The following is a 25,556-nucleotide window of genomic DNA, read 5'->3' as shown; positions in this document are numbered from 1 at the left end:
CTGTGTATACAGGACTTGGTCAGGACTTAGTCAGGATCTGGTCTGGAGTTCCCACGGGGGAACCACGGGTACGTGTATCTTGAAGTGACGGTAAATAAATCCGGATATAGGACAAAAAAGGAAACTTTGTTTGGAGAGTATGAGTTATTTTTCTTAAATTTGGTTTCGAAATTTGAGCGTGTGTTTATGGCGGATATTTTATTGTTAACCGAGTGTTTGAAAGAGGGATCATGCAGAATGAGCAAAAAATATTATTAGAACATTTAGCCAAGGAAGATGACATGGCTTATACGATATTGTACGAGCAGTTTTATGTTCCGATGGTGCTTTTTGCCGGGAAGTATATTCGGGACGAGGAGGCGGCAAAGGATGTGGTTCAAGAGTTTTTTATTTCGATGCTGGGGCAGAAGAAGCGTTTCGAGAACATGATTGCGTTGAAAGTCTATCTTTATAATTCGGTGAAAAACAGGTGTTTCAATTATCTCCGGCACGAACGGGTGAGGGAGGAATACGAGGCGATGGTTACACGGGAATTTGACGATGTGGATCTTTTTTGGGACAGGGTGATGGAGGAAGACGTGTACGCGCGGGTGATGCACGTGGTAGAGGAGTTGCCGCAACAATACAGGAACGTGATGACGCTTTCACTGGAAGGGTACAAGATATCGGAAGTGGCGGAGCGGATGGGAATAGCGCTCGATACGGCGAAAGAGTACAAGAAGGAGGGGAAGAAACGGCTGGGAGCCCGTTTGCAGGCGTTGGGAATGGGTATGTTCGTGTATGTTTTTCTTTGATTTCTAATAAGTTTGTAAATTTCTTTTATTTTTTTTGATTTTCATCCCCCCGTTTTATTTTCTGAGGTGTTTCTTCTATAGAAACGTAATTAGAGAAATATGAACAGGGCAGATGAAGTTTTTCGCGTGTCGGAGATGATTTCCCGGTGTATACTGGGGGAGTTGACCGATGCGGAGAAGTTATGGTTGGAAAAGTGGGTAGGGGTATCTCCGGAGAATAAGGAGTTGTTTGACAGGCTTGTCGGGGAGAAGATGCTCTCGGAGAAAGTGCGGGCATACGGGCGGATTAACCGGAAAGAGCCTCTGGAAGAGTTGTTAAATCGGAAAAAACAGTTGGAGCGCTCCGTTCGACGGCGTCGGGTAACACGTGTTGTCGGTTATGCCGCCGCTATATTATTGCCGTTGGCAGTTGTTTTTTATTTCTACATCCGTCCGGGGCGAGGCGTACTGCCGGCAGAACCCCGGTTAGAGGCTCGGGTGGAACTTCCCGCGGGCGAGAGTAAGGCGATTCTTCAACTGGCTGACGGCAAGGTCGTGGAATTGACGCCGGAGTCCTCCCGGCATATTGCCCGGGGTGACAGGGTGACGATAAAGCAGGACTCCGGTATTATCAAGTATAAAGTGGATGGTAGCACGATGAGGCAGAAAGAACGGTTCAACACGATCACGGTTCCGAGAGGCGCCGAGTTTTCGTTGGAATTGAGTGACGGAACACGGGTGTGGTTGAACGCGGAGAGTCGTTTGCGCTTCCCGGAGGAGTTCGTCGGGAAGCACCGGAAAGTGTATCTTGAGGGGGAGGCTTACTTTGACGTGAGCCGCGATCCGGAGAAACGCTTCGAGGTACAAACGGAGAGCGCGGAAATACGGGTTTACGGTACTGAATTTAATATTCTGGCGTACAAGGACGAGCGGGAGATCACGACAACACTCGTGAAGGGATCCGTGGGGATAAAAGTGAAAGGAACGAAGGAACGGGTTCGCTTGGAACCCGGTGAACAGGCTTGTCTGGTCGGGAATAAAATAACAAAACGGGAAGTGGACACGGAAATCTACACGGCATGGATGAAGGGGCGGTTGGTGTTCAAGAGCGTGCGACTGGAGGATATGTTGCGACGCTTGGCACGTTGGTATAACGTGGATGTCGTGTTCAGCGAGGAGTCGTTGAAGGATGTCACGTTCACGGGTGAGGTGAAGAAGTACGAGGATTTCACGGAGATTCTGGAGGTAATCGAATCTACCCGGACCGCTCACTTTCAAGTGAAGGACAGGATTGTAATTGTATTAAAATAAATAGAAAAGAAGCAAACTGCGCGGGCACGCGGTTTGCTTCAAGAGTAAGTTAATCAGCAATAATAACTTAAACGAAACAAAGGTATGAAAAAAAATGGAGAATATGACCCTCCTAAAAACGGGTCATTAAAAAAAATGTGCAGAATTATGAAAGTAACAATGCTACTCCTCTTGTTCACGATGTACCAGTCTTTCGGAACGGTACATGCGCAACAGGTCAAGCTGGATATTAGCTTGGATAACGGGAGTTTCGCGCAATTCATGGAGCAGGTGAAGCGCCAGTCGGATTTTACCTTTTTCTTTAACGATGGCATGATCATGGGGGTGAAGAATATTACCCTGCACGTGAAGCAGTCGGCTATTGAAACGGTGTTGGAGGCTTGCCTGAAGGGTACGGGGATTTCGTTCCGGATCAAGGACAACACGATTATCCTGTTTGGTGCGGACGAGAAGGTAAAGAAAGAGATCACGGTGAAAGGGAAGGTCGTTGACGAGGAAGGCGAGCCTTTGCCGGGAGCGACGGTAAAGGTGAAAGAGAACGGTACCGACGGGCAGGGTGTTGTGCGGGGAACGGTGACGGATGCGGACGGGAAGTTTACGGTGAAGGTAACCGATCCGAAAACCATGCTGGAGTTTTCTTTCGTGGGTTACGTGATGCGGTTGATAGCGGCTTCCGACACGACGGCGTTGAAACGGGTGGTGTTGAAAGAGGAATTGAAGAGTATCGAGGAGGTGGTTGTGACGGGATACCAGAGAATCGACCGCAAGTTGTTCACGGGAGCGGCAGCCATCGTGAAGGCGGAAGATGTAATGGTGGAAGGATCGAATGATATCAGCCGTATGCTGCAGGGAAAAGCTGCCGGGGTGCAGATACAGAATGTTTCGGGTACTTTCGGGGCATCCCCGAAGTTGAGGGTACGCGGTGCTTCTTCTATCAACGGTAACCAGAAACCGTTGTGGGTGATAGACGGTCTGGTACTGGAGGACGTGGTGGAGCTTTCTGCAGACGATTTATCCTCGGGCGACTCGGAGACCCTGATCAGTTCAGCCATAGCGGGTTTGAATGCCGACGATATCGAGAGTTTCCAGATATTGAAGGATGCTTCGGCGACAGCGTTGTACGGGGCACGGGCGATGAACGGCGTGGTGGTGATCACGACGAAAAGAGGGAAGAAGGGAACGATGAAGGTGAATTATAGTGGGGAGTTCACGATACGGATGAAGCCGGATTACGAGCAATATAATTTGATGAACTCGCAGGAGCAGATGATGGTGTACAAGGAGATGGAGGAGAAAGGGTGGTTGAATTACGCGGACGTGTCCCGGAAGAAAAATGGCGGTGTTTACAAGAAGATGGCGGATATGGTTTCCATGTACGATGAAACGAGCGGGAAGTTCGGCTTGAAGAATACGCGACAAGCGAAGAACGCTTTCCTGCAAAAGTATGAAATGGCGAACACGGACTGGTTTGATGTTCTTTTCCGTAATTCTTTGCAACAGGTGCATTCCGTGAGTTTGTCTTCCGGTACGGATAAATCCCGTTTCTACGCTTCCATGAGTTATTTCAACGATGCCGGTTGGTCGGTAGCGGATAAGGTGGAACGGTACACGGCGAATATGAATGCTTCTTTTGATATAAAGAAATGGTTGACCGTGAATTTGTTGACGAATGGTTCACTGCGTATGCAGGATGCACCGGGTACGAACAGCCGTAGAACGAATGCCGTTAGCGGAGAGGTGGAACGTGATTTCGATATCAACCCTTTCAGTTATGCGTTGAACACGAGCCGGACATTGCGGGCTTATGACGATGACGGTAATTACGAGTATTACACGATGAATTATGCCCCGTTCAGTATTCTGCACGAGTTGGAAACGAACAAGTTGAAGATCGATATGTTGGATACGAAATTCCAGACGGAATTGGAATTCCGGCCGTTGAAAGGGTTGGACGTGAAAGTGCTGGGGGCTGTTCGTTACGTGAAGACGACACGGGAACACCGGGTGTATGATAATTCCAACGCGGCGGAGGCTTACCGGGCGGCAGGCGATGCCACGATTCGGGACGGGAACAAGCTTTTGTACGAGGACCCGGATATGCCGGGATATCCTGCCAAGGTGGTGATGCCCAAGGGGGGACTTTATAACCGGAGTGAAAATTCGATGCTGAATTATTACCAACGGGTAATGGTGAATTATAACACTTCTTTTAATGAAGGAATACACACGTTGAACGTGATGGGAGGGGAGGAATTGCGTTACACGAACCGCACGAAATCCAGTAATCAGGGATTCGGTTACCAGTGGGATCGCGGGGGTGTACCTTTTCTTGACCCCGATTTGTTGAAGCAACAGATTGAAGCCGGAATGTCTTATTACGGCATGGAAGAGGAGTTCGATCGTTTCGTGGCGTTTTTTGCCACGGTGGGGTATAGTTACAACGGGACGTATGTTTTCAATGCCACGGGGCGTTATGACGGTTCCAACCGTTTGGGGAAATCGCTTTCCGCCCGTTGGTTGCCGACGTGGAATGTCAGCGGGGCATGGCATATATCGAACGAGGCGTTCATGGAGCCGCTGGAGAAGATTTCCCGCCTGACTTTGCGTGCCACTTACGGGTTGACGGCAAGCATGGGACCGTCGAGCAATTCGCGGGTGGTGTTGTATAACGATGTAACAAAACGTCCGACGCAGCAGGAAAAAGAGAACAGTATTTATATCGGTGCCTTGGAAAACAAGGATCTGACATGGGAAAAGCAGTACGAGACGAACGTGGGGATGGATTTGGGCGTATTCGATAACCGGGTTAGCCTGAGTGCCGATTTCTACTGGAGAAAAGGATTCGATCTGATCGGTAAAGTACGGGTTTCCGGCATCGGCGGACAGCAGTCGAAGAGCGCGAACTACGCGGATATGAGGTCCCACGGGGTTGAATTTACATTGAACACGAAGAATGTGGTATATTCTTCTTTTAGTTGGACGACGAACTGGACTTTCTCTTATAACAAGAATAAGATCACGAATCTGGAGTCCCGTCCCCGCGTGATGGATCTGGTAAAGGCGGAGGGGGCTCCCCGACAGGGATATCCGGTGAGGGCTATTTTCTCTGTTCCTTTCCTCGGGTTGACGAGTGAAGGTATTCCCACGGTGATGGATTCCGATGGTAATCCTTGTATTGGTGATATTAATTTTCAAGAAACAAATAAGTTGGACTTCTTGAAATATGAGGGACCGGTAGACCCGAAGATCACAGGTGGTTTTGAAAACACGTTCAAGTACGGGAATTTCTCTTTTGCCGTTTTCTTGAATTATCAGTTCGGGAACAAGGTGCGGTTACACGATTATTTCAAGAGCGAGTATAATGATTTGTCGGCTATGCCGAAAGATTTTCTCGACCGGTGGATGATTCCGGGTGACGAGAATATTACATCGGTACCCGCTATTCTTTCCGTTCGCCAGAATGAGCGGAAGAACAGTGAGTACAAGAAAGTTTATAATGCTTATAATTATTCCACGGAACGGATTGCCGACGGTTCTTTTATCCGGTTGAAGGATATCAGCCTGACGTATAAATTCGATGATAAATGGGTGAGAAATATCGGATTGAGTTCGATGTCGTTGAAGTGCATCATGTCCAACGTGGCGTTGTTGTACAGTGACAAGAAATTGCACGGGCAGGATCCGGAGTTCTTCCGTTCGGGCGGTGTGGCGCTGCCTGTCCCTCGGCAAGTGACGTTCTCTTTGAGAGTGGGATTTTGATGAAAAGATTGGTAAATCGTTAAAATAGATAAGATGAAAGCATATAAAATATTAACGGTCGGGATGTTAGCCTTGTCAGCAACGGCGTGTAACTCGTTTCTGGATGTGACCCCGGATAACCGTACTGAATTGGACAGTCCCGAGGCGATGAAGGAGTTGCTGGTGTCGGCGTACCCGAGGGCACATTATTATCACGTGTGCGAGGTGATGAGTGACAATGTCGCGGAGCGTCTCGTAACCGGAACGCATAGCCGTGCCACGTTGAATAGGCAGATGTACATGTGGGAGGAGGGGACGGAAACGGGAACGGATAATCCCGTTTACGTGTGGACAAATTATTACGAGTCTATAGCGGCTGCCAATATCGTGCTGGAAGCGCTGGAAAATGAAGAGGACACGAAGGAGTACGCTGCCATCAAGGGTGAAGCGTTGGTGTGCAGGGCATTCTGTCATTTTCTTCTGGTGAATCTTTTCGCGGAGCATTATGATCCGGATAAGGCGGGACGGATGTTGGGAATCCCGTATTGCGTGAAACCGGAAACGGAAGCAATCGTGCATTATAAACGGAATAGTTTGAAAGAGGTGTATGATCTGATCGAGGAGGATTTGCAAGCGGGGTTGCCTTTGTTGCAGGATCAATCGTACGAGGTGCCGAAGTATCATTTCACGAAGGCGGCGGCTCACGCTTTCGCGGCTCGTTTTTACCAGTATAAGGCGGAATGGGATAGTGTTATCGTGCATGCGACGGCTGCGTTGGGGAACAGTCCGAAAAGCAAGTTACGCGATTTGAGGAATCCCGCTCAAGCGAACGGGCGATGGGGGGACAAGGACGCGTATGCTTCGAAATACTTTAAAGTTGAACAACCGTCACCATTCCTGATGATATCTGCCAAAAGTTGGTGGGCGAGGGATGCACAATCTTTTAGCTTGCATTTCGGCATGAAAAAGGAAGAACATGGTTCTTTGTTCATGAACAAGAACGTGACGGGTAGTCCCGTGACCGGGACGTATGCCACGTTCTTTGTGATTTCTACCAATTCGTCCGGGAGCGCCCGTATGTATAAATACGATGAGTTGTATATTCGTGATGCGATAGGTGCCAGTTCAGGTAAGGGATATGTCGTTTCCTCTCTTTTGTCGGGCGAAGAGGCTCTGTTGAATCGTGCCGAGGCGTATATCATGAAGGGGCAGTTCGATTCGGCTTTGGAAGATATCAACCTGTATCTCGGCGAGCGGGTTCGGGTGAACAATGATGATGCGTACGCCGATTTCACGCGTTATCAGGTGGACTTGGCAAAGATTAAGGCTTTCTACGACGGTCAGGAAGCGTATCCCGATCTGCAGCCTTTTTATTCCGGTACGATATCCGAAGACCAGATGTCCATGTTGAAGTGCGTGGTCGATTGGAGAAGGAAAGAATTTATGCAGGAAGGTTTGCGCTGGTTCGATATCAAGCGTTTCCATTTGCCCGTGGTTCACACGTTCGAGGTTTCCGGCGAACCGGCAATCACGCTCACGGGAGATGATTTACGACGAGCCATACAGATTCCGTCCGAGGCGCAGGCTTTCGGGGTAGAGGCTAATCCCCGGTAGTGTATTAATTTAAAAACAGTAGATTATGAAAAAGTATATATTTAGCTTGTTGTTGTTCGTGTTACTGGCTTTCGCGACGGCGTGTTCCGATGATGATCTGGGACCCTCTATTTTTGATACTTCCGGTGATGAGTTGACAGAGTTGGACCTTTGGTTGCAGGAGAAATTTGTGGATCCTTATAACATAGAGGTGATTTACAAGTGGAAGGATGTCGAGACCAGTATGGGGTATAATCTTACTCCGCCCAAGGAGGAGAACGCGAAAGGATTGGCAAATGTGTTGCTGAATATCTGGTGTGAACCTTACATGGAGGTCGGCGGAGCAACCTTTTTCAAGAGCGTATCGCCGAAACAATTGTTGTTTATCGGTTCTTCGCGCTACACGAGCAGCGGAACGGTGACCAAGGGTACTGCCGAGGGAGGACGTAAAATCGTGATTTTTGAAGTAGACCAGTACGACCGGACGAACGCGACTCGTCTGAAACGGTACATGAAGACCGTACACCACGAGTTTGCCCATATTGCGGCACAGACGATCGAGTACCCGAAAGAGTTTGAAACGATCACGCCCAATTACGTGGAAGAGTGGGATAAAATTAAAGATCAGGATGCTTATGACCAAGGATTTCTTTCCGGTTACGCGATGAGTGAACCGGGAGAGGATTTCGCGGAGATTGTAGGGTTTATGCTTTCCAACAGCGTGGAGGATTGGGAGGCCATGTTGGATTTGCCTTCCTCGCAGGAGGCGAAGGATAAGTTGAAACAGAAGGTGGAAATGGTGGTCGTGTATTACCGGGATAACTGGAATGTTGATTTATACGCTTTACAGGCGAGATGCGAGCAGGCTTTGAATGACGTGGTGAATGGTGTAATTGTTAATCCTTGATGAGTATGAAAAAATTGATATATCTATGTATGATTGCCGGTATGTTGCTGGCGACAGCTTGTTCGGACGATGATGAGTACGTGTTTTCCGAGTTGCCGAGCGAGCGGATAGAGGCTTTTCGGACGGAATGTGAAACAGCCTTGAGGGGGGCTGCCGACGGGTGGAAGTTTGTTTATTATCCCCAGAAAGGGAGTTATGGCGGTTTTACTTTCCTGTTCCGGTTCAAGGAGAAAAACCGGGTGGAAATGACGAGTGATTTCGAGACGGAGGTGGGGGATTATTCTTACAATCTTAATCTCTCGGAGGGGCTGGTGCTGACGTTCGACTCGTACAGTCCGATACACCGTCTGGCGAACCCGGGGTATGCGTCTCCCGTCCGGGACGGTAATAAAGGGTTCGGTCTGGAGGGAGATTTCGAGTTTATCGTGAAAGACGTGGGGGACGGTGTGATTGAATTGATCGGGAAAAAGACACGGGTGGAGTTGAACATGGAGAAAGCCACTGCCGCGGATTGGAGTACCGTGGAGAAGTTGGCGGAAATGGCCGGGTATTTCGTGTTGGGAAATGCCGGATTGGGTATGATGGTAAACGGTGAACTGGTTGTTGGCGGACACGTGGAACTGGATGATATATTCCATATTTGCACGATGGCTTACAAAGACGGGGAGGGGAATACCGTCACGGTGTCTGTCCCGTATATCATCACGGCGGAGGGATGCCGCTTCGATAATGACGTGGAAGTTGCCGGGGTGAAATTCAACGGGTTGGAAATTGATTTGAGCAATGGCGTTACCAATCGGGAGTTCGTGTCTAACGATGCCGACGGGGCGATTCGTTTCTTTATCATGGATCTTTCTCCTCTGAACTTGACTCCCGAACAGGTGCCGACATTTGTCCCTAACAAGTATATCGCTTCTGTCGATATGTTGAAGAATAATAACGAGTATATTATCACGGACATGAGCGATGGCTTGAAAGCGGAATGGGAGGCTTTGAAAGAAGAATATCCGAATTTCGTTAAATTTACGCTGGAGATGGATCGTAAATCCGGTTACGAGGGATCATTCCGAGTGACGGCTGTTAATAGTGCGGACGGAAAGGAGAAGAGCCATAATTACGATTTCGGTACATTTACTTTATTGAATAACGCGATAAACCAAGTGCGGTTCGATAACAGCAAGAAGAGTCATTCCACGTCTTCCGGTTTCACGGATAAAGATTTGTATGACAAGGATAAAAACGAGCACGTGGGAGTTATTTACGATGCATTTTTTAGTAGCAAAGGTTTCACGGTTATCCGGGATACGGAAGAGGTGTTCTGGATCAGAAGTATTGCAGACCCGAACAAGTGGATGAAATTGGAAGCCGATTAGTTTTTTTGTATATCTTACCGGGAATTAGGGTACGGAGGATTCCCGGTAGTTTTTTAAAGCTTGAATTATGAAATGGTTTAGAGAATATATATTTTTTTTATTTTTCCTGTTATGTAGCGGGTTGTGTATTGCCCAAGATAAAGAAAAGCAGCAGGACGGGTTGTCGGTTGACGGACCTTACGTGATGTATGATTCTACCGGGGGAGTACGTGTGGTGCGGGTAGACGAACGGGGAGTTTTGCGGGATACGGTGTACGCCGACCTGCCCGCGGGGTTTACCCTTGAAGTGGTGTCCGAGAAAGGCGGGCATCGTTTTCGGGTACCGCTTCATCCGATAGAACGCCCGGCATGGAAGACGGGACAGAAGGAGAAAACGTTGATTATTTCGGATCCTCACGGTGATCTCGAAAGTTTTATTTCCGTGTTACGTAACAATGGCGTGATCGGGAAAGATTATAATTGGAAATTCGGGAGAAATCAGGTTATCATCATTGGTGATGTGTTTGACCGGGGAAAAGACGTGTTGCCTATCTTCTGGCTGATCTATAAACTGGAACAGGAAGCACGTGAAGCCGGAGGGGTGATGACTTTCATGCTGGGGAATCACGAAGAAATGGTGTTGCGCAATAATCTGAAATATACCCGTGGTAAATACAAGAATCTGGCGGATTCTCTTGGCATGAAGTATGCTGATTTATGGCACGGGAATAGCGAGTTGGGGCGTTGGTTGCGTTCCCGCAACCTGATGCAGATCGTGGGCAATAATCTTTTCGTGCATGCCGGGTTAAGCAAGGAGTTTACCGGTATGGGGAATAGCGTGATGGAGGTAAACGAGGAGATGGGGTGTTCTGTTTTCTTGGATAAGGAGGAGCGGAAGGTTTTGTCCGCGCTATCCGATTCTATTTATTGTGACCGGGGGCCCTTCTGGTTCCGGGGCATGGTGAAAGACGACGAAAAATACCGCCCGTCTACGCCCGCCGATGTTGATCGGATTTTATCTCGATATGGTGTAGGGCGTGTATTCGTGGGACACACGATATTTGACGACGTGACTTCTTTCTTTGACGGGAAGGTCGTTGCCGTGAACGTGAATAACCGAAAGAACCGTGAAGCGGGTAAAGGAAGGGGGATTTTGATGCAAGGTGATAAGTTGTACGTGGTGTACGACAAAGGCAAACCTCGTGAATTTGAATAAAAATATTAAGGCTGCCCATGCACGGGCAGCCTTAATATTTTTATTGATACAAGAAACGTTTTATGCTTTTCTTGGGGGTTTTCTCGAACTCCTCGTTGTATATTTTCACGTTGGTGATTTGGCTGTATGCCGGGAGTGTTTCGTTTACTTGCTTTTTATTCTCTTCCATGATGGCGGCAATCATCTCGTCCGAATTTTTGTGATCGGCGTTGATTGCCTCGAAATCCGGGTAGATTAAGGCGGTCAGTTTTCCGTCTTTTTCCACGACGATGGATTCGCAGACGTAGGGCAGGTTGTTCAATTGGTCTTCGATCTCTTCCGGGTAGATATTCTGTCCGCTGGGACCTAGAATCATGTTCTTGGAACGTCCTTTGATGAAGAGGTTGCCTTCTTCGTCAATTAACCCGAGGTCACCCGTGCGCAGCCATCCGTCGGGAGTGAATGCGGCGTGTGTTGCCGATTCGTTTTTGTAATACCCGAGCATCACGTTGTCCCCCTTGGCAAGAATCTCACCGACAATATGGGCGGGATCGGGAGAATCAATTTTCAATTCCATGCGGGGTACAGCCCGTCCGCAGGAGCCTTTTTTGAAGGTTTCCCATCCCGCATAGGAGAGTATTGGGCCACATTCCGTCATCCCGTAACCCACGGTGTAGGGAAAATTGATGGAACGAAGGAATTCTTCCACTTCTTTGTTGAGTGCGGCACCCCCGATGATCAATTCCTTGAAGTTGCCCCCGAATGCATCGATCACCTTTTGACGGATGGAGTTTTTTACTTTCTTGTCAAGTAACGGCAGATTCAGCATAAGTTTGATCAGCGGCTTTTCCAAAGAAGGTAATACTTTCTTCCGGATGATTTTTTCTATAATCAGGGGAACTGAAATAATCAGGTTCGGGCGGATTGTCGAGAACGCATCCGCTATGATCTTGGGGGAAGGGGTACGTGTCAGGAAGAACACGTGTGCCCCGCTGGCAAACTCGTATATAAACTCAAAAGCTAGCCCGTACATGTGAGCCATGGGCAACATGGAGATCACTTGTTCGCCGGGCATTTTCCCGAATACGCCGAACGCGAACGCCAAGTTCGACCATAAACTGCGGTAGGGGAGCATAACTCCTTTCGAGAAACTGGTTGTTCCCGACGTGTAGTTGATGATCGCCAGTTCTTCCGGCTTGTCATACGTGTACGAAACGTCTTCCGGTCGGAACCGATCGGGATATTTCTTCCCGAACAGTTCGTTCAATCGTTCCCGCGCATGCGTCAATGTATGGCTGCGTGATACGATTGTCGAATAATCCTCTATGGCAAGGATCCCTTCCAGCGCTTCCATGGACGCCTCGTTCAGACCTTCCCACACGACACTGCCCACGAAAAGCAAACGAGCTTCCGAGTGGTTGACGATGTTGTGGATATTATCCGGTTTAAATTCGTTAAGGATAGGAATGGCAACCGCCCCGTAAGTAAGCGTGGCGAGGAACGCGATTCCCCAGTTCGTGGAGTTTCTACCGCACAGTGCGATTTTATCTCCTTTCTTGATGCCCGCGTGTTCGAACAAGATATGTAACTTCTCGATCTTACGGGCAACGTCTTTGTAGTTGCAATTTACTCCTTGGTAGTCCGTCAGTGCCGGACGTTCCCAGTTTTCCTTGATACTACTTTCAATATAATAGATAAAACTTTCTTCCATCTCTCAGGTAACTTTCAAACAAATAGCAAAGGTACGAATAAGTTTGTAAAGTCCATAAGGTTTGTAAAGTTTATAAGGTTCATAGACCTCTGCGGGGCGCTTTGTCTACGGCCGCGTTTGCTGCCGATAAACACTGTCCGAAGGACTCCCGTCACTTTATGAACCTTATAAACTTTATAAACCTTACAAACCTTATAGCCCCATCGCTTTTTTCTTGTCTTCAGGTATCGGGGTTAATTTGCCGCTGTAAGAGATGGATGCCCGGTTGTTGCTGGTCACGTTGACCGTGCATTTCCCGTTGCCGTATACCTCGATATAGAAATTGAAGACATCGTTATTATTGCGGACATTGAACTTGTACTCGATATAGTTCTTTTTCCGCTTGTTGATTACTTTGAACGACTCGTCTTTTATTTCGGCTTTCTCGAATTCCACGCCACCGCCTTCACCGTAAGGTACCGAATATGCCCGTCCGAAGAACGGCAGGCGTCCCGTGGCCACCGTGTCGAGCATGAATATTTGCCCTTGGTTGGTTGCCAGAGAAACATAGCCGTCACCACCGATACGTTTTTGCCCGTATTTGGAGTTGATGGTTATGCTACCGCTGCCACTAGGGTATGCCGCGTCTACTTCGATGTAGAACATCCGGCTTTTCATCAGTTTCTCGATCTTGTTCAACGCAGCCGTGGCCGCTTTTTGTTTTTTCTCTGCTACCGCGAAAAGGCAGGAGAATAAAAGTATTCCTATTGGAATGATTCTTTTCAATGTTTTCATGGTGTTACTTGTTTTGCCGAAGGCAAAGTTACATTCGCCTTCGGCGAGTTTCAGGTTTCATACGCCTTCGGCTAGTTGCATTTGCCTGTGGCAAGTTTATATTTACTTTTGCTAAGTTACGAAATATATTTGGTTTTTGCAAATGATGTTTTTGCCTTCGGCAAAGTTGCAGGTTACATTCGCCTTCGGCGAGTTACAGGTTGCAGGTTGAGTTCAACTTGCCGAAGGCAAATGTAACTTGCAACTCGCCGAAGGCGAATGAAACTTGTAACTATCAATAACGGTTTTGCCGTTATTGATATAAAAATCTCTTTATACTTCGTTTCGGGGTTTTCTCGAACTCTTCCTCGTGGATTTGTACGCGGGCAAGCTGACTGTATGCAGGGAGTTGCTGGTTGATAGTCTTGCGTGTCTCGTTGATAATCTTGTTAAGGGCTTCTTTTGTGACTTTGTTCTGTTTCATCGCTTCCGCATCGGGATAGACGAGGGCGACGAGTTTGCCTTCCCGTTCAATGACGAGTGATTCCGCCACGTAGGGTTGTGCGTTCAAGATGTCTTCAATTTCTTCCGGGTAGATATTCTGCCCGCTGGGACCGAGGATAAGGCTTTTGCTACGTCCTTTGATATAGAGATAACCGTCCGCATCCAATACCCCCAGATCTCCGGTATGAAGCCAGCCGTCCGGGGCGAGTACGGCTTCTGTCGCTTCGGGATTGTTATAGTAACCGTCCATGACGTTTGCTCCTTTCGTGAATATCTCACCCACTTTATTAAAAGGATCATCAGAGTCAATTTTGATCTCCATCCGGTCGACGGCTTTGCCGCAAGAGGTGGGACGGAAGGTTTGCCAATGGTCGAAAGCAATTGCCGGACCACATTCCGTCATGCCGTATCCCACGGTGTAAGGGAATTTCACGGAATGGAGGAAGGCTTCCACTTCTTTATTCAATGCCGCACCGCCGACGGCGAGCAGTTTGAAACGTCCGCCGAAAGCGTCAAGTATCTGTTGTTTGATCTTGTGACGGATTTTACCGCCGATCACGGGTATTTTCAGCATCAATTTGATGTGGAAGCGTTCCAACTGGGGTAATACCCGACTCTTGATGATTTTCTCGATGATCAGCGGTACTGCCACGATGAGGTGCGGACGGATGTCGGCAAAGACTTCACCCAGAATCTTCGGGGAGGGCATTTTCTGTAAGAAATAGATATGTATGCCGCTGGCGAACGGGTAAATAAACTCGAAAGCAAGCCCGTACATGTGTGCCATGGTAAGGATGGACACGAGTTTCTCGCCGGGTGTGTATCCCATCTGGTCGAGGGCGTAGCGAAGATTCGACCACATACTGCGATAAGGTAGCATCACGCCTTTGGGGGAACTGGTTGTCCCCGAGGTATAGTTAATCATTGCCAGTTCCCCGGGACGTTCCACCCGGTAGTGTATGTCTTTTAATTGAAGACCTTCCGGGTGCTTTAACTTGAACAGTTCTTCCAAGATAAGAGCCGTTTCCCGCAAAGAGGCATTCTCCGAGGAGATAACGGAATAGTCCGCCATGGCGATTATTCCCGTGAGATTAGGCATTTGCTCGTGGTCGATGTTGTCCCACACGGATTTACCCACAAAGAGCAGGCGAGCCTCGGAGTGATTAATGATATGGTGTATGGTGTCCGGTCGGAATTCGTTCAATATGGGCACGGCTACGGCACCGTAAGTCAGCGTGGCAAGAAAGGTTATTCCCCAGTTTGAAGTATTGCGGCTGCACAAGGCGATTTTGTCACCCGGACGGATGCCGCTTCTCTCGAACAAGATATGCAATTTTTCGATCCAACGAGCCACGTCTTTATAGTTATGTTCCGCACCTTGATAATCCGTGAGAGAGGGGAGGTGCCAGTGTTCTTTTATGCTGTGTTCTATTAGTTTTAAGAAACTTTGTTCCATGACAAATCTAATTAATCGGTTAAGAATGTTATCCTTGGTTATACTGAAAATAGCACGGAAAAGTTCGAGGAGGTGATAAAGATTGCCTTCGGCAAGTTGCAGGTTACAGGTTGAATTTGCCTTCGGCAAGTTGCAAGTTGCTTTTCTAGCGTTAGGGACTGTATTTTCAATTGTTATTCGTATTTTTGGAACGTGTTCCATGGAAAATAAATCTTGGTAGAACGAAGAAGTTATGGTATTAAGACAGAAGAACGGTAAAGAAAAAGGAGAAGTGAAGATAGCCCCGCCTATGGTGCAGAGCGCAAGGGAGAGTGGGGAGATGTTGGGCGAGTTATTGGCGGAAGAAGAGGTTTGTGACCGGATATTCAGGAAAGAAATTGTAGAGGGGGCGAACGCGGGAGATTTGGAAATAAATCACTGTGTGTTTAACGGGGTGACGTTTAGTGGTTGCCAGTTCCGGGGGGCGCAGGTGAGTGACGTGCGTTTCGAGAATTGTGATTTGTCGAATGTCTCTTTTTTCGAGAGTTCCTTTTATCGGGTGGAATTTGTTGCTTGCAAATTATTGGGGACGAATTTTGGGGAGTGCAGTCTAAATCACGTGCTTTTGCATCATTGTAATGCCCGGTACGTGAATTTTTCCATGGGGAAGATGAAGCAGGTGTTATTCGCCCATAGTGATATGCAGAGCGGCAGTTTCGAGCATTGTTCTTTTTCCCCGGCGAATTTTGACACGTGCAACTTGACCGAGGCGGAGTTTTCCCGTGCCACGTTGCGGGGGATGGATTTTCGTTCTTCACAGTTGGCGGGAATCCGATTGAACCCGGAGGATTTGCGGGGAGTCGTTGTTACTTCATTGCAGGCGTTGGATTTGTCCCGTTTGTTAGGGCTTGTCGTGAAGGACGAGTAGAATCAATAAATAACAAGGGGTGTTAAATGTGGCGCGAGGCTGAAACCTTCGGGCTTTCATCACGTAATTATTAGCGACCGTCGGAAAGAACGACGATTTATTTTTCGTTATAAAATAAACTAAACTAATTAAATTATGAAGACAGAAAATCCTATCACACCGGTTTTTGGGACGGATGAAGAGGCACGAGTAGCGCCTAAGTACGAGATGCCTGAGGGAATGATGCCGGGCGAAGTGGCTTATCAAATGGTTCATGACGAGGCCATGCTTGACGGGAATTCACGTTTGAATTTGGCGACATTTGTAACCACTTGGATGGATGATTACGCCCGTAGAGTGATGACCGAGAACATGGATAAAAACATGATCGATAAGACGGAATACCCGCAGACCGCTGAAATCGAGCGTCGTTGCGTGAATATCCTTGCTAAATTATGGAACTCCCCGGAGAAACCGTATTGCACGGGTACGAGTACCGTCGGTTCTTCCGAGGCTTGTATGTTGGGTGGAATCTCCGCGTTGAAACGTTGGCAAAAAAGACGTCGGGCAAAAGGGCTTCCCACCGATAAACCGAATTTCATTATTTCAACTTGTATGCAGGTGGTATGGGAGAAATTCGCTATTTATTGGGACGTGGAGATGCGTATGGTGCCCGTGACGATGGATAAGATCACGCTTGACCCGCAGGATGTGGTGAAGATGTGTGACGAGAACACGATCTGTGTCGTGCCTATTCAAGGTGTAACGATTACCGGTTTGAACGATAACGTGAAAGAGATCAACGATGCGTTGGATAAATTGAATGTCGAGAAGGGGTGGGAAATTTGTATCCACGTGGATGCTGCCACGGGAGGTTTCATTCACCCGTTCATTGATCCCGACACATTGTGGGATTTCCGTCTGAAATGGGTACTTTCTATCAGTACTTCCGGTCACAAATTCGGTATGGTGTATCCCGGTGTGGGCTGGGTGGTATGGAAAGACAAGCAATATTTGCCCGAGGAGATGAACTTTGCAGTGAATTATCTTGGTGCCAATATCCCGAGTATTTCTATCAACTTCTCTCGTCCGGGTAATCAAGTATTGGCTCAATACTATCAATTCCTGCGTTTGGGTAAGGAGGGATACAAGAAAGTTCAACAGAACTGTATCAACGTGTGCTTGTACTTGAAAAAACAATTGCAAGACATGGGTATATTCGAGTTCTTCAGTGACGATATGCCGAACCCGTTGTTTATCTGGAAATTGAAAGAAGACAAGAAACGGAACTGGACGCTTTACGATTTATCCGACGCCCTGCATGTGGAAGGATGGCAAGTGCCTGCTTACACGATGCCGAAAGCGATGGAAGACGTGATTATCATGCGTGTCGTTGTTCGTCAAGGTACAGGTATTGACCTTGCCGATTTGTTGATGGAAGACATCAAACGTTGCGTGAAACAACTCGATACGTTGAAAGAACCGACCAACAGTGCTATTATGTGGAGCAAGAAAGAACCGCAGAAACCAAGAGTATTCAACCACTCTCGTTAATCAGGACATTTCGATGATACTAACAAAGGGGACTTGTTACAAGTCCCCTTTGTTAGTATGTAGCGTGTAATATAAAATAACACTGTTAATTTAAATAAATCAATAGTTGGATGCTTTTTTTTATATACTTTTGATAAACAGTTCATGTGAAGTTTTTTTAATGCGTTTGTTGTAATGGAAGATCATTATTCCGAAAAAGAGGGAAATGTGTTTTTGTCACAAGTTTGTGATCAGATGATCGCTAATGATGTTATTTTTAGTGCCTTATCTGTAGGCAGTATTATTTTTAATTATGACGGTGTTGTCAGACAAATGAATACCCGTGCTTTGGAGGATTTGAATTGGAAGAGGGAAGAGGTTATCGGTAAGAATCTTTTTGAAATACTAGGTGTGTTTTCGGAAACGCGGAATGTTTTGCCCGAGATTATTCATCGATTGAATCAAGGGACGAAATTTATAGAACTTGTACCTAATACCTATATTCGTGTTTTAAACGGGTGTGATAAGTTCTATATAAACGGGCAATTCCTCGGGTTAAGGGAAAATGGATATTTGTCAAAGATTATTTTTCTTTTCCGGAATTACGAGCGTGAACTGACGCAAGAATACCTGTTGAACCTTGCTTTGGCGAAAACGAAGATATTCCCTTGGTTCTTTGATTTGGAACGGAATAAAATGGTTATAGATCCCCGTTGGTTTATACACTTGGGGTATCCCGCGAGCGATTATCTATCCTCGGCGGAGTTTTCGGATATGGTGCATCCCGATGACCGGGAAACGTTACTTGGAGCCTTGGCGGGGCAAGTTGCGGGTAGCTTGAACAAGAAGCCGTATACCTACCGTTTGCATCGTGCGGATGGCACATGGGAATGGTTCGAGGCTCAGTCGGTTTACTTGGGAGAAGTGAACGGGATGCCTTACCGTATCGTGGGTGTGTGCCAAAGTATACACGAACACAAGATGATAGAGAATAACCTGATGGATGCGCGGGATAAGGCATTGGTGAGCGATAAGTTGAAGAGTGCTTTCCTCGCGAACATGAGTCACGAGATACGTACCCCGTTGAACGCTATCGTTGGTTTTTCCAATTTGTTGACCGATCCTGATGCGGGACTTGATACGGAGGAGAAGAAGGAGTATGCCAAATTAATCAATACCAATAGCGAGCAGTTGTTATTGCTGATTTCGGATATCCTCGACTTGTCGAAGATTGAGGCGAATACGATGGAATTTCATTACTCGGAACAGTCATTAAATGATTTGTTCACGGATATTTATCACGCGCAAGTGTTGAATATGCCCCCGAACGTGGAGCTTAGGATGGAGATACCGGAGAATAGTTTCTATCTGAGAACCGATCCGATGAGATTGAAACAAGTGATAAACAATTTGATTAATAATGCGATCAAATTTACCGCCGAAGGTTATATCAGTTTCGGTTATCGCGTGGCGAGAAACGGGAAAGAGGTTTGCTTGTACGTTCAAGACACGGGACCGGGAATCCCGGAAGAATCCCGGAAGAAAATATTTGAACGTTTCTATAAAGCGGATTCATTCAAAGGTGGAGTCGGACTGGGGTTATCTATCAGCCAGACGATCATGAGGTACTTTGGTGGCAATATCGAATTGAATTTCGATCTGGGACAAGGAACTTGTTTCGTGGCACGGCATCCGTTGTCATGTTGTGCATGATGTGTTTTGTCCGGTTTATTGATTCTCGTTTTTTCCTTGTCTTTTGTTCTGGAACTTGGTTGTCACGTAGGCAGTGAATATGGGGAAAAAGATCATTCCGGCGGCGGCGAGGACGACGGCGAGGACTTGCCCTAGTTTCGTGACGCCAAAAATATTGGAACCCACGGTCGTTACGTTCATGAGAGCCCAATCGAACGCGTCCCAGTAGGTCTTCACGGGTGGATTGACGTCATGTTCCATGTAGTAGAAGATGATACTGCAAAAGTATATTGTCGTGAATAAAATGGTCAGATAAGTGATAAGCAAATTCGTGATTTTGCTGCGGGTCATCCAACTGACGATAAGGGATACACCGTATATGCCCCGGGCAAGCGGGATAAGCCTCAAGGCGATCCATGCCGAGTGGGATATATGCGTCGATAAACCGTACACGATATTCAAATAAGGAATGGACACGAGCAAGAAAAGGAAATTATCCCGGAAGAAACGAGACGTCCAACCGTTCGTGTGCCACCTCACGAAGAAATCGGCGAGGAACAGGGAACATACCCACAGGTGGAATTTTAGTATGAATGTTTCACTTAGCGCGTTATTGCCTTTTAATAATTCAATAGATGCCACCACGATGATAGCCATACTACCTATTAAAACAAGAGCATTGAGGATTTTTTCCAGAACTTTACTTCTTTCCATGATAAATGAATTTATAAGTTTGCCCGCGGCAAATTATAAGTTGTTTTTCACTTGAACATTTAAACTTGCTGAAAGCAAATGCAACTTGTAACTTGCCGTAGGCAAATTCAACTTGAAACTTAGAAATTGTCGCGGGCAATTTCTATTTTATTTCCAAATAGTCACCGCCGAATACGTTGATATTCAACTTTTGTGCGATATATTTGATAGCGGCTTGTGCTTTCACGGAGTTACCGGCTTCATCCAATGGAGGAGCGAAAGCGGCGATGCCGAAGATGCCCGGAACGACTCCAAGGACTCCACCGCCGACACCCGATTTAGCGGGGACACCACTCGTGTACAGCCAATCGCCCGTGTGCTCGTAGAATCCGACGGTGGCGATTAGAGAGGTGATTTTCGGGGCTAAAGAGGCATCGAATACCTGTTGTTTTGTTACCGGGTTCAGTCCCCCGTTAGCGATGGTACAAGCTGCGATAGACAATTGTTTTGCCGTTACTCCCATGGAACATTGACGGGTGTACAAGTCGAGAGCCATATTCGGCTCATCATATATCCGGTTGAAATTCTTCAGCAACCACGCGATAGAACGGTTATTGAAATTGGTTTCCGATTCGGACTTGTATAGTTCGTCCAGTAGTTGCAAGTCACTACCGCTCAATTCTTTCATGTTATCCGTGATGGCTTTCCATTTGGCGTCGCTATTACCGATAGGTTTCACCATACTGTCGGCGGAGATAGCCCCGGCATTTACCAACGGGGTACTCGGGTGATCGTTTTCGAGTAATATGGCCATGATGGAATTGAAAGGTAATCCCGTGGCGTCAGCCCCGATCTGGTCGAGAACGGCTTGAGCCCCGTATTGACGTAGCACGAGTATTGCCGTGTAGACCTTGGACACGGATTCTATACCGAAAACGTAGTCCGTGTCGCCAACCGTGATTACTTCTCCCGAGGGAAGACAGACGGAAATACCGAATAGGTTGGAATCAATCTTGTCTAGGAAGGGTATGTAATTCGCGTTTTTTCCTCCCTTCAAATCTTTCACTTGCGCGTGTGCCTCTTGAACTAAGTTCTTGAGGTCATTCATTGTAATTGTCTTTTTCATACCTGTAATTTATTATAGTTTATAAGGTTTGTAAAGTGGTTGGTAAGATAGTATTCTATCTCTTCCTCTATAAACAGAGGAGGAGCTGGAATACTACTTTATGGACCTTATAGACTATTTTGTTGTGTTTGTTGTTTGAGTTGTGGTTCCGGTCGTGGTTTGAGCCGTGGTTGCGGCTTGTACCGGTTGTTCTTCCCAGTGGAAAGGAGCGATCTGGGCGTTCGGGTCTTTCCATGACGGTTTACGTAGACTGTAGATGATAAACGGGGTGGCTACTACCACGATACAACCGATGATCAATACGGAGAACCAAACCGTGTTACTACCCACGTTGATCTGGGAAGGCGGGATAAAGCTCAACACGAATGCCAGCAAAGCACCGCAGAAACCGAGTCCGCCGATGATCCAAATGCCTACGTTGCTCTTTCTACCGATAGCGAAGGGACGCTCGGCTTTTTTCATCTTGTAGCGAAGTACGATAGCCCCGGAGAACATCAACAGGTACATGATGAGGTACAATAGTACGGTCAACTGTGACAGAATTTGGTAGAATGATTGCACGGAAGGCATAACCACGAACAAGAGAGCCAGAATAGTAACGACAGCCCCCTGTATGAAAAGAATGTTCTTTTGTACGCCAATTTTATTGGTTCTTTGGAAGAACGGTGGCAGATACCCGGCTTTACCCACGGTGAAGATACCTTTGGACGGACCGGCAACCCATGTCAATACTCCTGCCAGCACACCGAACATCAAAGCGATGGCGATAACGGGAGAAGCCCAACTGATGTGCAGGTATTTCAGATAACCGTCAAACCCGACAAGCAAACTCTGCGTCAAATTGATGTCTTTTGCCGGAATGATCAAACCCAAGGCGAAAGTACCGAGCACGAAGATAATAACGGTGATACCCGCGCCGATGAAGATGGCTTTCGGGTAATTCTTGGAGGCGGGTGCTTTCACGTCCATGACGTGGATACCCATCATCTCCATACCCGCGTAGAACAGGAAGATTCCCGATGCCAGTACGAGGTTGTCGAAATTGGTCAGGTCAGGGAAGAAACCTTGGCTCATGTCCATGTTGTTGTGTCCGCCCGTGGAGATGTAGATGATTCCGAAGATAATCAGTAACCCTGCCGGGATAATGGTTCCGACCATGGCACCGATTTTGGAAACTTTACCAACCCAGCCCAAACCTTTCAGGGAGATAAACGTGGCAATCCAGTAGATAGCCAACACGGTTATCAACGTGAAGAGCTTGTTTGAAGCAAGCAGAGCATCCTCTGACGTGTCCAGACCGATGTAAGCGATAGACACGGCACCGAAAGTCAGCACGGTAGGATACCATATCGTACTCTCGATCCATTGTAGGAATATGGCGAGGAATCCTACTCTTTTCCCGTAAGCTTCTCCGACCCAACGGAAAACTCCACCCTCTTTTTGGGAGAACATGGCGGCAAGTTCTGCCGCTACCAGTGCTGTTGGAACTAAGAATACGATGGCCGCGAACAAGTAGTAGAACGCGGAACTCAATCCGTAGACGGCTTCTGCCGGAAGTCCACGGAGACTCACTACCGCCGCGACGTTCATGATCGCCAAGGTCATTACGCCGAGTTTCATCGCGGTACTTTTCGTGTTTGAATTTGTTGTCATCTTAAATTAATTTAGTTTAGAATGTTATATTTAATATGATGGTTAGTTCATTTTGCTCTCTTGCATGGGATAAATACGGGAGTAGGGAAATGAAGGTTGTTCTACTCACAATATTTAACTTTGAGTTTGCATACCGAGGGCGGCACTGTTTCTTCTGAAATAAGCGTACACGGTAAAGGCTCCACCCAGTATCATGCTTAGCAGGAACGGGAAGTAGGAGGCGTCCGTGGAGAAGAGGTCTTGCAGCCATTGGGTGATGAACGGATAGGTGATAATCGCGACGTAATTCATTGACATAACGAGTGCAAGGGCAAATGTCGCGTGTGATTCCACCGTGCTTGAGGAAGTTTTGTCGTATATGATCGGTTGCATGGCTCCGTAACCTAACCCGATGAGTATAATGCCTATCGTCAGTATAACGGGACCTGCTTTCAGTATGAATAAAATAAAACCGACGGCAATAGCGCAAAGGGCAATGAAGTTCGTGTATGTTTTCAAAACTGAAATAATGTTGTTGATAAAAAATCCCGGTATTGTCATGGCGAGGAAGAACACGGAAATAAGCGTACCGGCAATGTCCGGATCCTTGTAGTGTTTCATTGTTTCCATGTAAATGGAGAGATTGAACGGTACGGTTAAAACCAAAAAGGTGATGAAATAATAAAGAAGCATCAAAGAAACAGGCCAATTGTGTTTCGTGCTTGATGCGGATGGGGTAGTGGAGGCGGTCGTCGTTTTGGGTGCAACAGTATGTGGTGTGGAGTCCAGTTTAAAGGCGAATAACAGAGAAATCCCCGACAGGCAATATACCAGAAAGGCGTAATGCCAGTTGATATCGGCAAGGACTCCGGCGAGGAATGTCGCCAACACGAGCGTTAAGTTCGTGATTGATGAGGCAATACCCAATTGCCGGGTACGATAGCGTTTGGAAAAGTTATCCGCGATAAGTCCCGTGGAAAAAGGAATGATCATTCCGGCACCAATTCCCAACAATGCGCTGATAACAAGTAATAGCGCGAGAGAATTGCTGAAAGGGTACACGACACTACACCCGAAGAAGATAGCTAATCCGATAATGAGAATCCGTTTCTTGTTCACGTGCAGGGAAAGTCGTCCCGCCAGCAGGATAAAGGGTACAATAATAAACGAGGGAAGGGATTCCAGCATTTGTAATTCCAAATCGCTTGCTCCTTTGAAAATATGTTCGAGATCGCCCAAGATAGGGGATATGGCTAATCCCGGCAGGGAAGTAACCATAGAAATAGAATAAATGGCAAGAAGCGCAGTCAGCGTGATCGTACCATGACCTGTTTGTATCTTCATTTTGGTATCGTTTAGTTCTAGTCCCTATACGGGAGAGAGAAGGAAAAGATTATTAATTTTAGATTTTAAATATTAGATTTCTCCCCGCTTGCTCCGTTTATTTGGGCTAATCATAAATCGAGAAATCGTCAATTCTCGGGTTTGCGGCATCGAATGACGACCGCCTTTTCATTATTCAATGTCGTGGCTAGTAGGAATATATCTCCACCTTCTTTCATCTTGCTTCGGGAACGGATTTCGTTTGCCGATATTTTGAAATTTCGGGTAGTGATGTTTGCTTTCGGGATTGTTCTGGCTATCTGTTTCAGCCATTTGCTGGAGAAGTCGAAGACTTCTTCCACTTGAAATATTCTACCGGGGAAATCATGGATTAACGTATCTCCGGTATATAAATGGCTGTGCCGATGTAATTTCTTTAGCCCATAACGATTTGCCGGAATCTTGAACGCACCGCTTTTTAATATGGAACTATTGGGTTCATAAAGGTATTGACCGACCGTATCCGTCATGTCGGGTTGCGCTTCTCTCTCGTCTTCCGGCGTGAAAGTGAATCTCTGCACGATTCGTGAAGCGGGAAAGTTGACGGCGTGTATCGTTAACGCGTGTTGCTCCGGCGTCGTGTTCAGTACAAACAAAAGCTCCTTGCACTCGTTTTTCACCGACAACACATGTACCTCGGTCGTCTCCGGCAGGAGGCGCAGGACTGCCGTGATATCGGCCATGGGAGATATTTTCACGATCAATCGGCTGCCGCGGGAGAGTATGTTCTCTTTTATTTCCAGTACGTTAGGTTCGTAATCGGCAAGAGCGAAGATACGCTTGTTATCATGAGTCCGGCGGGAGGGGTCTATATAATACGTGTCCGCCGCGAGAGTCCCCGCTACTTGTGTGCCATTCCCGTGTATTACTTCTATGTTATTCGCTCCCAGTATGCTGAAATTATAACGTGCAGCTTCACAATACGAGGGATTCTGTTCCACGTAGGTTACTTTACCCGTCGAACGGGAAAAGAAATAAGAATCGACACCCATTCCCCCCGTGAGGTCACAGAGCGTGTTGCCCGATATCAAGCATGCCTTGTAGCCGGCAGTAAGTTCCGACGAACATTGTTCCGTTGCTAATGCCGAGGGGTAAAATATACCGGGATGAGCGAACCACGAGGGAAGCTTGTCTTTGATTCTCGCACGGGCATGGATTTGTTCGACAGCTATATCCACCCGGTTATCCGGGTAGTTCTTTCTTTGAAATTGCAATCGAGCGGGCTCATCATCGAGATGTTCCCTGACGAAGTCAAGTATTTCGGAAGACAATAGCATCGTGTCGGACATTGTTTTTTACTCGTGCAAAAATAGGGAAA

Annotated in this window: 18 protein-coding genes; 10 read left to right on the top strand and 8 right to left on the bottom strand. The window is 47.1% G+C overall.

Annotated elements, in window-relative coordinates; genetic code table 11:
• Window positions 1-230: 230 nt before the first annotated feature.
• The 7 genes from ACK8P8_RS19860 to ACK8P8_RS19830 all read left to right on the top strand — a co-directional run bounded on the left by ACK8P8_RS19860 (window position 231) and on the right by ACK8P8_RS19830 (window position 10,890).
• The gene (locus ACK8P8_RS19860; protein ID WP_099291959.1) at window positions 231-794 is read left to right on the top strand and encodes an RNA polymerase sigma factor; all 564 of its coding nucleotides are present in this window, start codon (window positions 231-233) and stop codon (window positions 792-794) included.
• Window positions 795-893: 99 nt separating this feature from the next.
• Window positions 894-2,084, top strand: coding sequence for a FecR family protein (locus ACK8P8_RS19855; protein ID WP_410026163.1), 1,191 nt, complete (start codon window positions 894-896; stop codon window positions 2,082-2,084).
• Window positions 2,085-2,231: 147 nt separating this feature from the next.
• Complete coding sequence (locus tag ACK8P8_RS19850) at window positions 2,232-5,843, top strand: SusC/RagA family TonB-linked outer membrane protein (protein WP_369860898.1); 3,612 nt, start codon at window positions 2,232-2,234, stop codon at window positions 5,841-5,843.
• Between the two features lie 33 nt (window positions 5,844-5,876).
• A complete protein-coding gene (locus ACK8P8_RS19845; protein WP_369860899.1) occupies window positions 5,877-7,436 on the top strand; it encodes a RagB/SusD family nutrient uptake outer membrane protein in 1,560 nt (519 codons plus the stop codon).
• 25 nt (window positions 7,437-7,461) lie between these two features.
• Window positions 7,462-8,322 (top strand): zinc-binding metallopeptidase, encoded by an 861-nt coding sequence (locus ACK8P8_RS19840; RefSeq protein WP_227215065.1) that lies wholly within the window; start codon window positions 7,462-7,464, stop codon window positions 8,320-8,322.
• A 5-nt stretch (window positions 8,323-8,327) separates the two neighbouring features.
• Window positions 8,328-9,695: a DUF4302 domain-containing protein gene (locus ACK8P8_RS19835; RefSeq protein ID WP_369860900.1), complete on the top strand. Its 1,368-nt coding sequence runs from the start codon at window positions 8,328-8,330 to the stop codon at window positions 9,693-9,695.
• Window positions 9,696-9,762: 67 nt separating this feature from the next.
• Window positions 9,763-10,890 carry a metallophosphoesterase gene (locus tag ACK8P8_RS19830; protein WP_369860901.1) on the top strand — a complete coding sequence of 376 codons (1,128 nt, stop codon included), beginning with the start codon at window positions 9,763-9,765 and terminating at the stop codon, window positions 10,888-10,890.
• 40 nt (window positions 10,891-10,930) lie between these two features.
• On the opposite strand, the gene ACK8P8_RS19825 is transcribed toward ACK8P8_RS19830, so the two are convergent.
• From ACK8P8_RS19825 to ACK8P8_RS19815, 3 genes are all read right to left on the bottom strand, one after another.
• Window positions 10,931-12,580, bottom strand: a complete 1,650-nt coding sequence (locus ACK8P8_RS19825; protein WP_099291966.1) for an AMP-binding protein — start codon at window positions 12,578-12,580, stop codon at window positions 10,931-10,933.
• Between the two features lie 192 nt (window positions 12,581-12,772).
• Window positions 12,773-13,354: a DUF4251 domain-containing protein gene (locus ACK8P8_RS19820; RefSeq protein ID WP_369860902.1), complete on the bottom strand. Its 582-nt coding sequence runs from the start codon at window positions 13,352-13,354 to the stop codon at window positions 12,773-12,775.
• Between the two features lie 292 nt (window positions 13,355-13,646).
• Window positions 13,647-15,293, bottom strand: a complete 1,647-nt coding sequence (locus ACK8P8_RS19815) for an AMP-binding protein (protein WP_369860903.1) — start codon at window positions 15,291-15,293, stop codon at window positions 13,647-13,649.
• A 232-nt stretch (window positions 15,294-15,525) separates the two neighbouring features.
• On the opposite strand from ACK8P8_RS19815, the gene ACK8P8_RS19810 reads away from it, so the two are divergent.
• The 3 genes from ACK8P8_RS19810 (at window position 15,526) to ACK8P8_RS19800 (ending at window position 19,425) form a co-directional block, all read left to right on the top strand.
• Complete coding sequence (locus ACK8P8_RS19810; protein WP_369860904.1) at window positions 15,526-16,200, top strand: pentapeptide repeat-containing protein; 675 nt, start codon at window positions 15,526-15,528, stop codon at window positions 16,198-16,200.
• A 135-nt stretch (window positions 16,201-16,335) separates the two neighbouring features.
• Window positions 16,336-17,733: a glutamate decarboxylase gene (gad, locus tag ACK8P8_RS19805; protein ID WP_369860905.1), complete on the top strand. Its 1,398-nt coding sequence runs from the start codon at window positions 16,336-16,338 to the stop codon at window positions 17,731-17,733.
• A gap of 174 nt (window positions 17,734-17,907) precedes the next feature.
• The gene (locus ACK8P8_RS19800) at window positions 17,908-19,425 is read left to right on the top strand and encodes a PAS domain-containing sensor histidine kinase (RefSeq protein WP_369860906.1); all 1,518 of its coding nucleotides are present in this window, start codon (window positions 17,908-17,910) and stop codon (window positions 19,423-19,425) included.
• A 15-nt stretch (window positions 19,426-19,440) separates the two neighbouring features.
• Here the strand turns inward: ACK8P8_RS19800 and ACK8P8_RS19795 are convergent, their stop codons facing one another.
• The 5 genes from ACK8P8_RS19795 to ACK8P8_RS19775 all read right to left on the bottom strand — a co-directional run bounded on the left by ACK8P8_RS19795 (window position 19,441) and on the right by ACK8P8_RS19775 (window position 25,527).
• The gene (locus ACK8P8_RS19795; protein WP_369860907.1) at window positions 19,441-20,118 is read right to left on the bottom strand and encodes an ion transporter; all 678 of its coding nucleotides are present in this window, start codon (window positions 20,116-20,118) and stop codon (window positions 19,441-19,443) included.
• A 142-nt stretch (window positions 20,119-20,260) separates the two neighbouring features.
• A complete protein-coding gene (glsA, locus tag ACK8P8_RS19790; RefSeq protein ID WP_186978564.1) occupies window positions 20,261-21,223 on the bottom strand; it encodes a glutaminase A in 963 nt (320 codons plus the stop codon).
• Between the two features lie 114 nt (window positions 21,224-21,337).
• Window positions 21,338-22,876: a glutamine/gamma-aminobutyrate antiporter GadC gene (gene gadC / locus ACK8P8_RS19785; protein ID WP_099291973.1), complete on the bottom strand. Its 1,539-nt coding sequence runs from the start codon at window positions 22,874-22,876 to the stop codon at window positions 21,338-21,340.
• 114 nt (window positions 22,877-22,990) lie between these two features.
• Window positions 22,991-24,199, bottom strand: a complete 1,209-nt coding sequence (locus ACK8P8_RS19780) for an MFS transporter (RefSeq protein ID WP_099291974.1) — start codon at window positions 24,197-24,199, stop codon at window positions 22,991-22,993.
• 128 nt (window positions 24,200-24,327) lie between these two features.
• Window positions 24,328-25,527, bottom strand: coding sequence for a class I SAM-dependent methyltransferase (locus tag ACK8P8_RS19775; protein WP_369860908.1), 1,200 nt, complete (start codon window positions 25,525-25,527; stop codon window positions 24,328-24,330).
• Window positions 25,528-25,556: the final 29 nt, after the last annotated feature.

The sequence above is a fragment of the Butyricimonas muris genome, assembly GCF_046365375.1.
Classification (GTDB): Bacteria; Bacteroidota; Bacteroidia; order Bacteroidales; family Marinifilaceae; genus Butyricimonas; species Butyricimonas muris.
The sequence above is the reverse complement of the archived record's forward strand: the minus strand, read 5'-3'. Positions and strand labels throughout refer to the sequence as shown.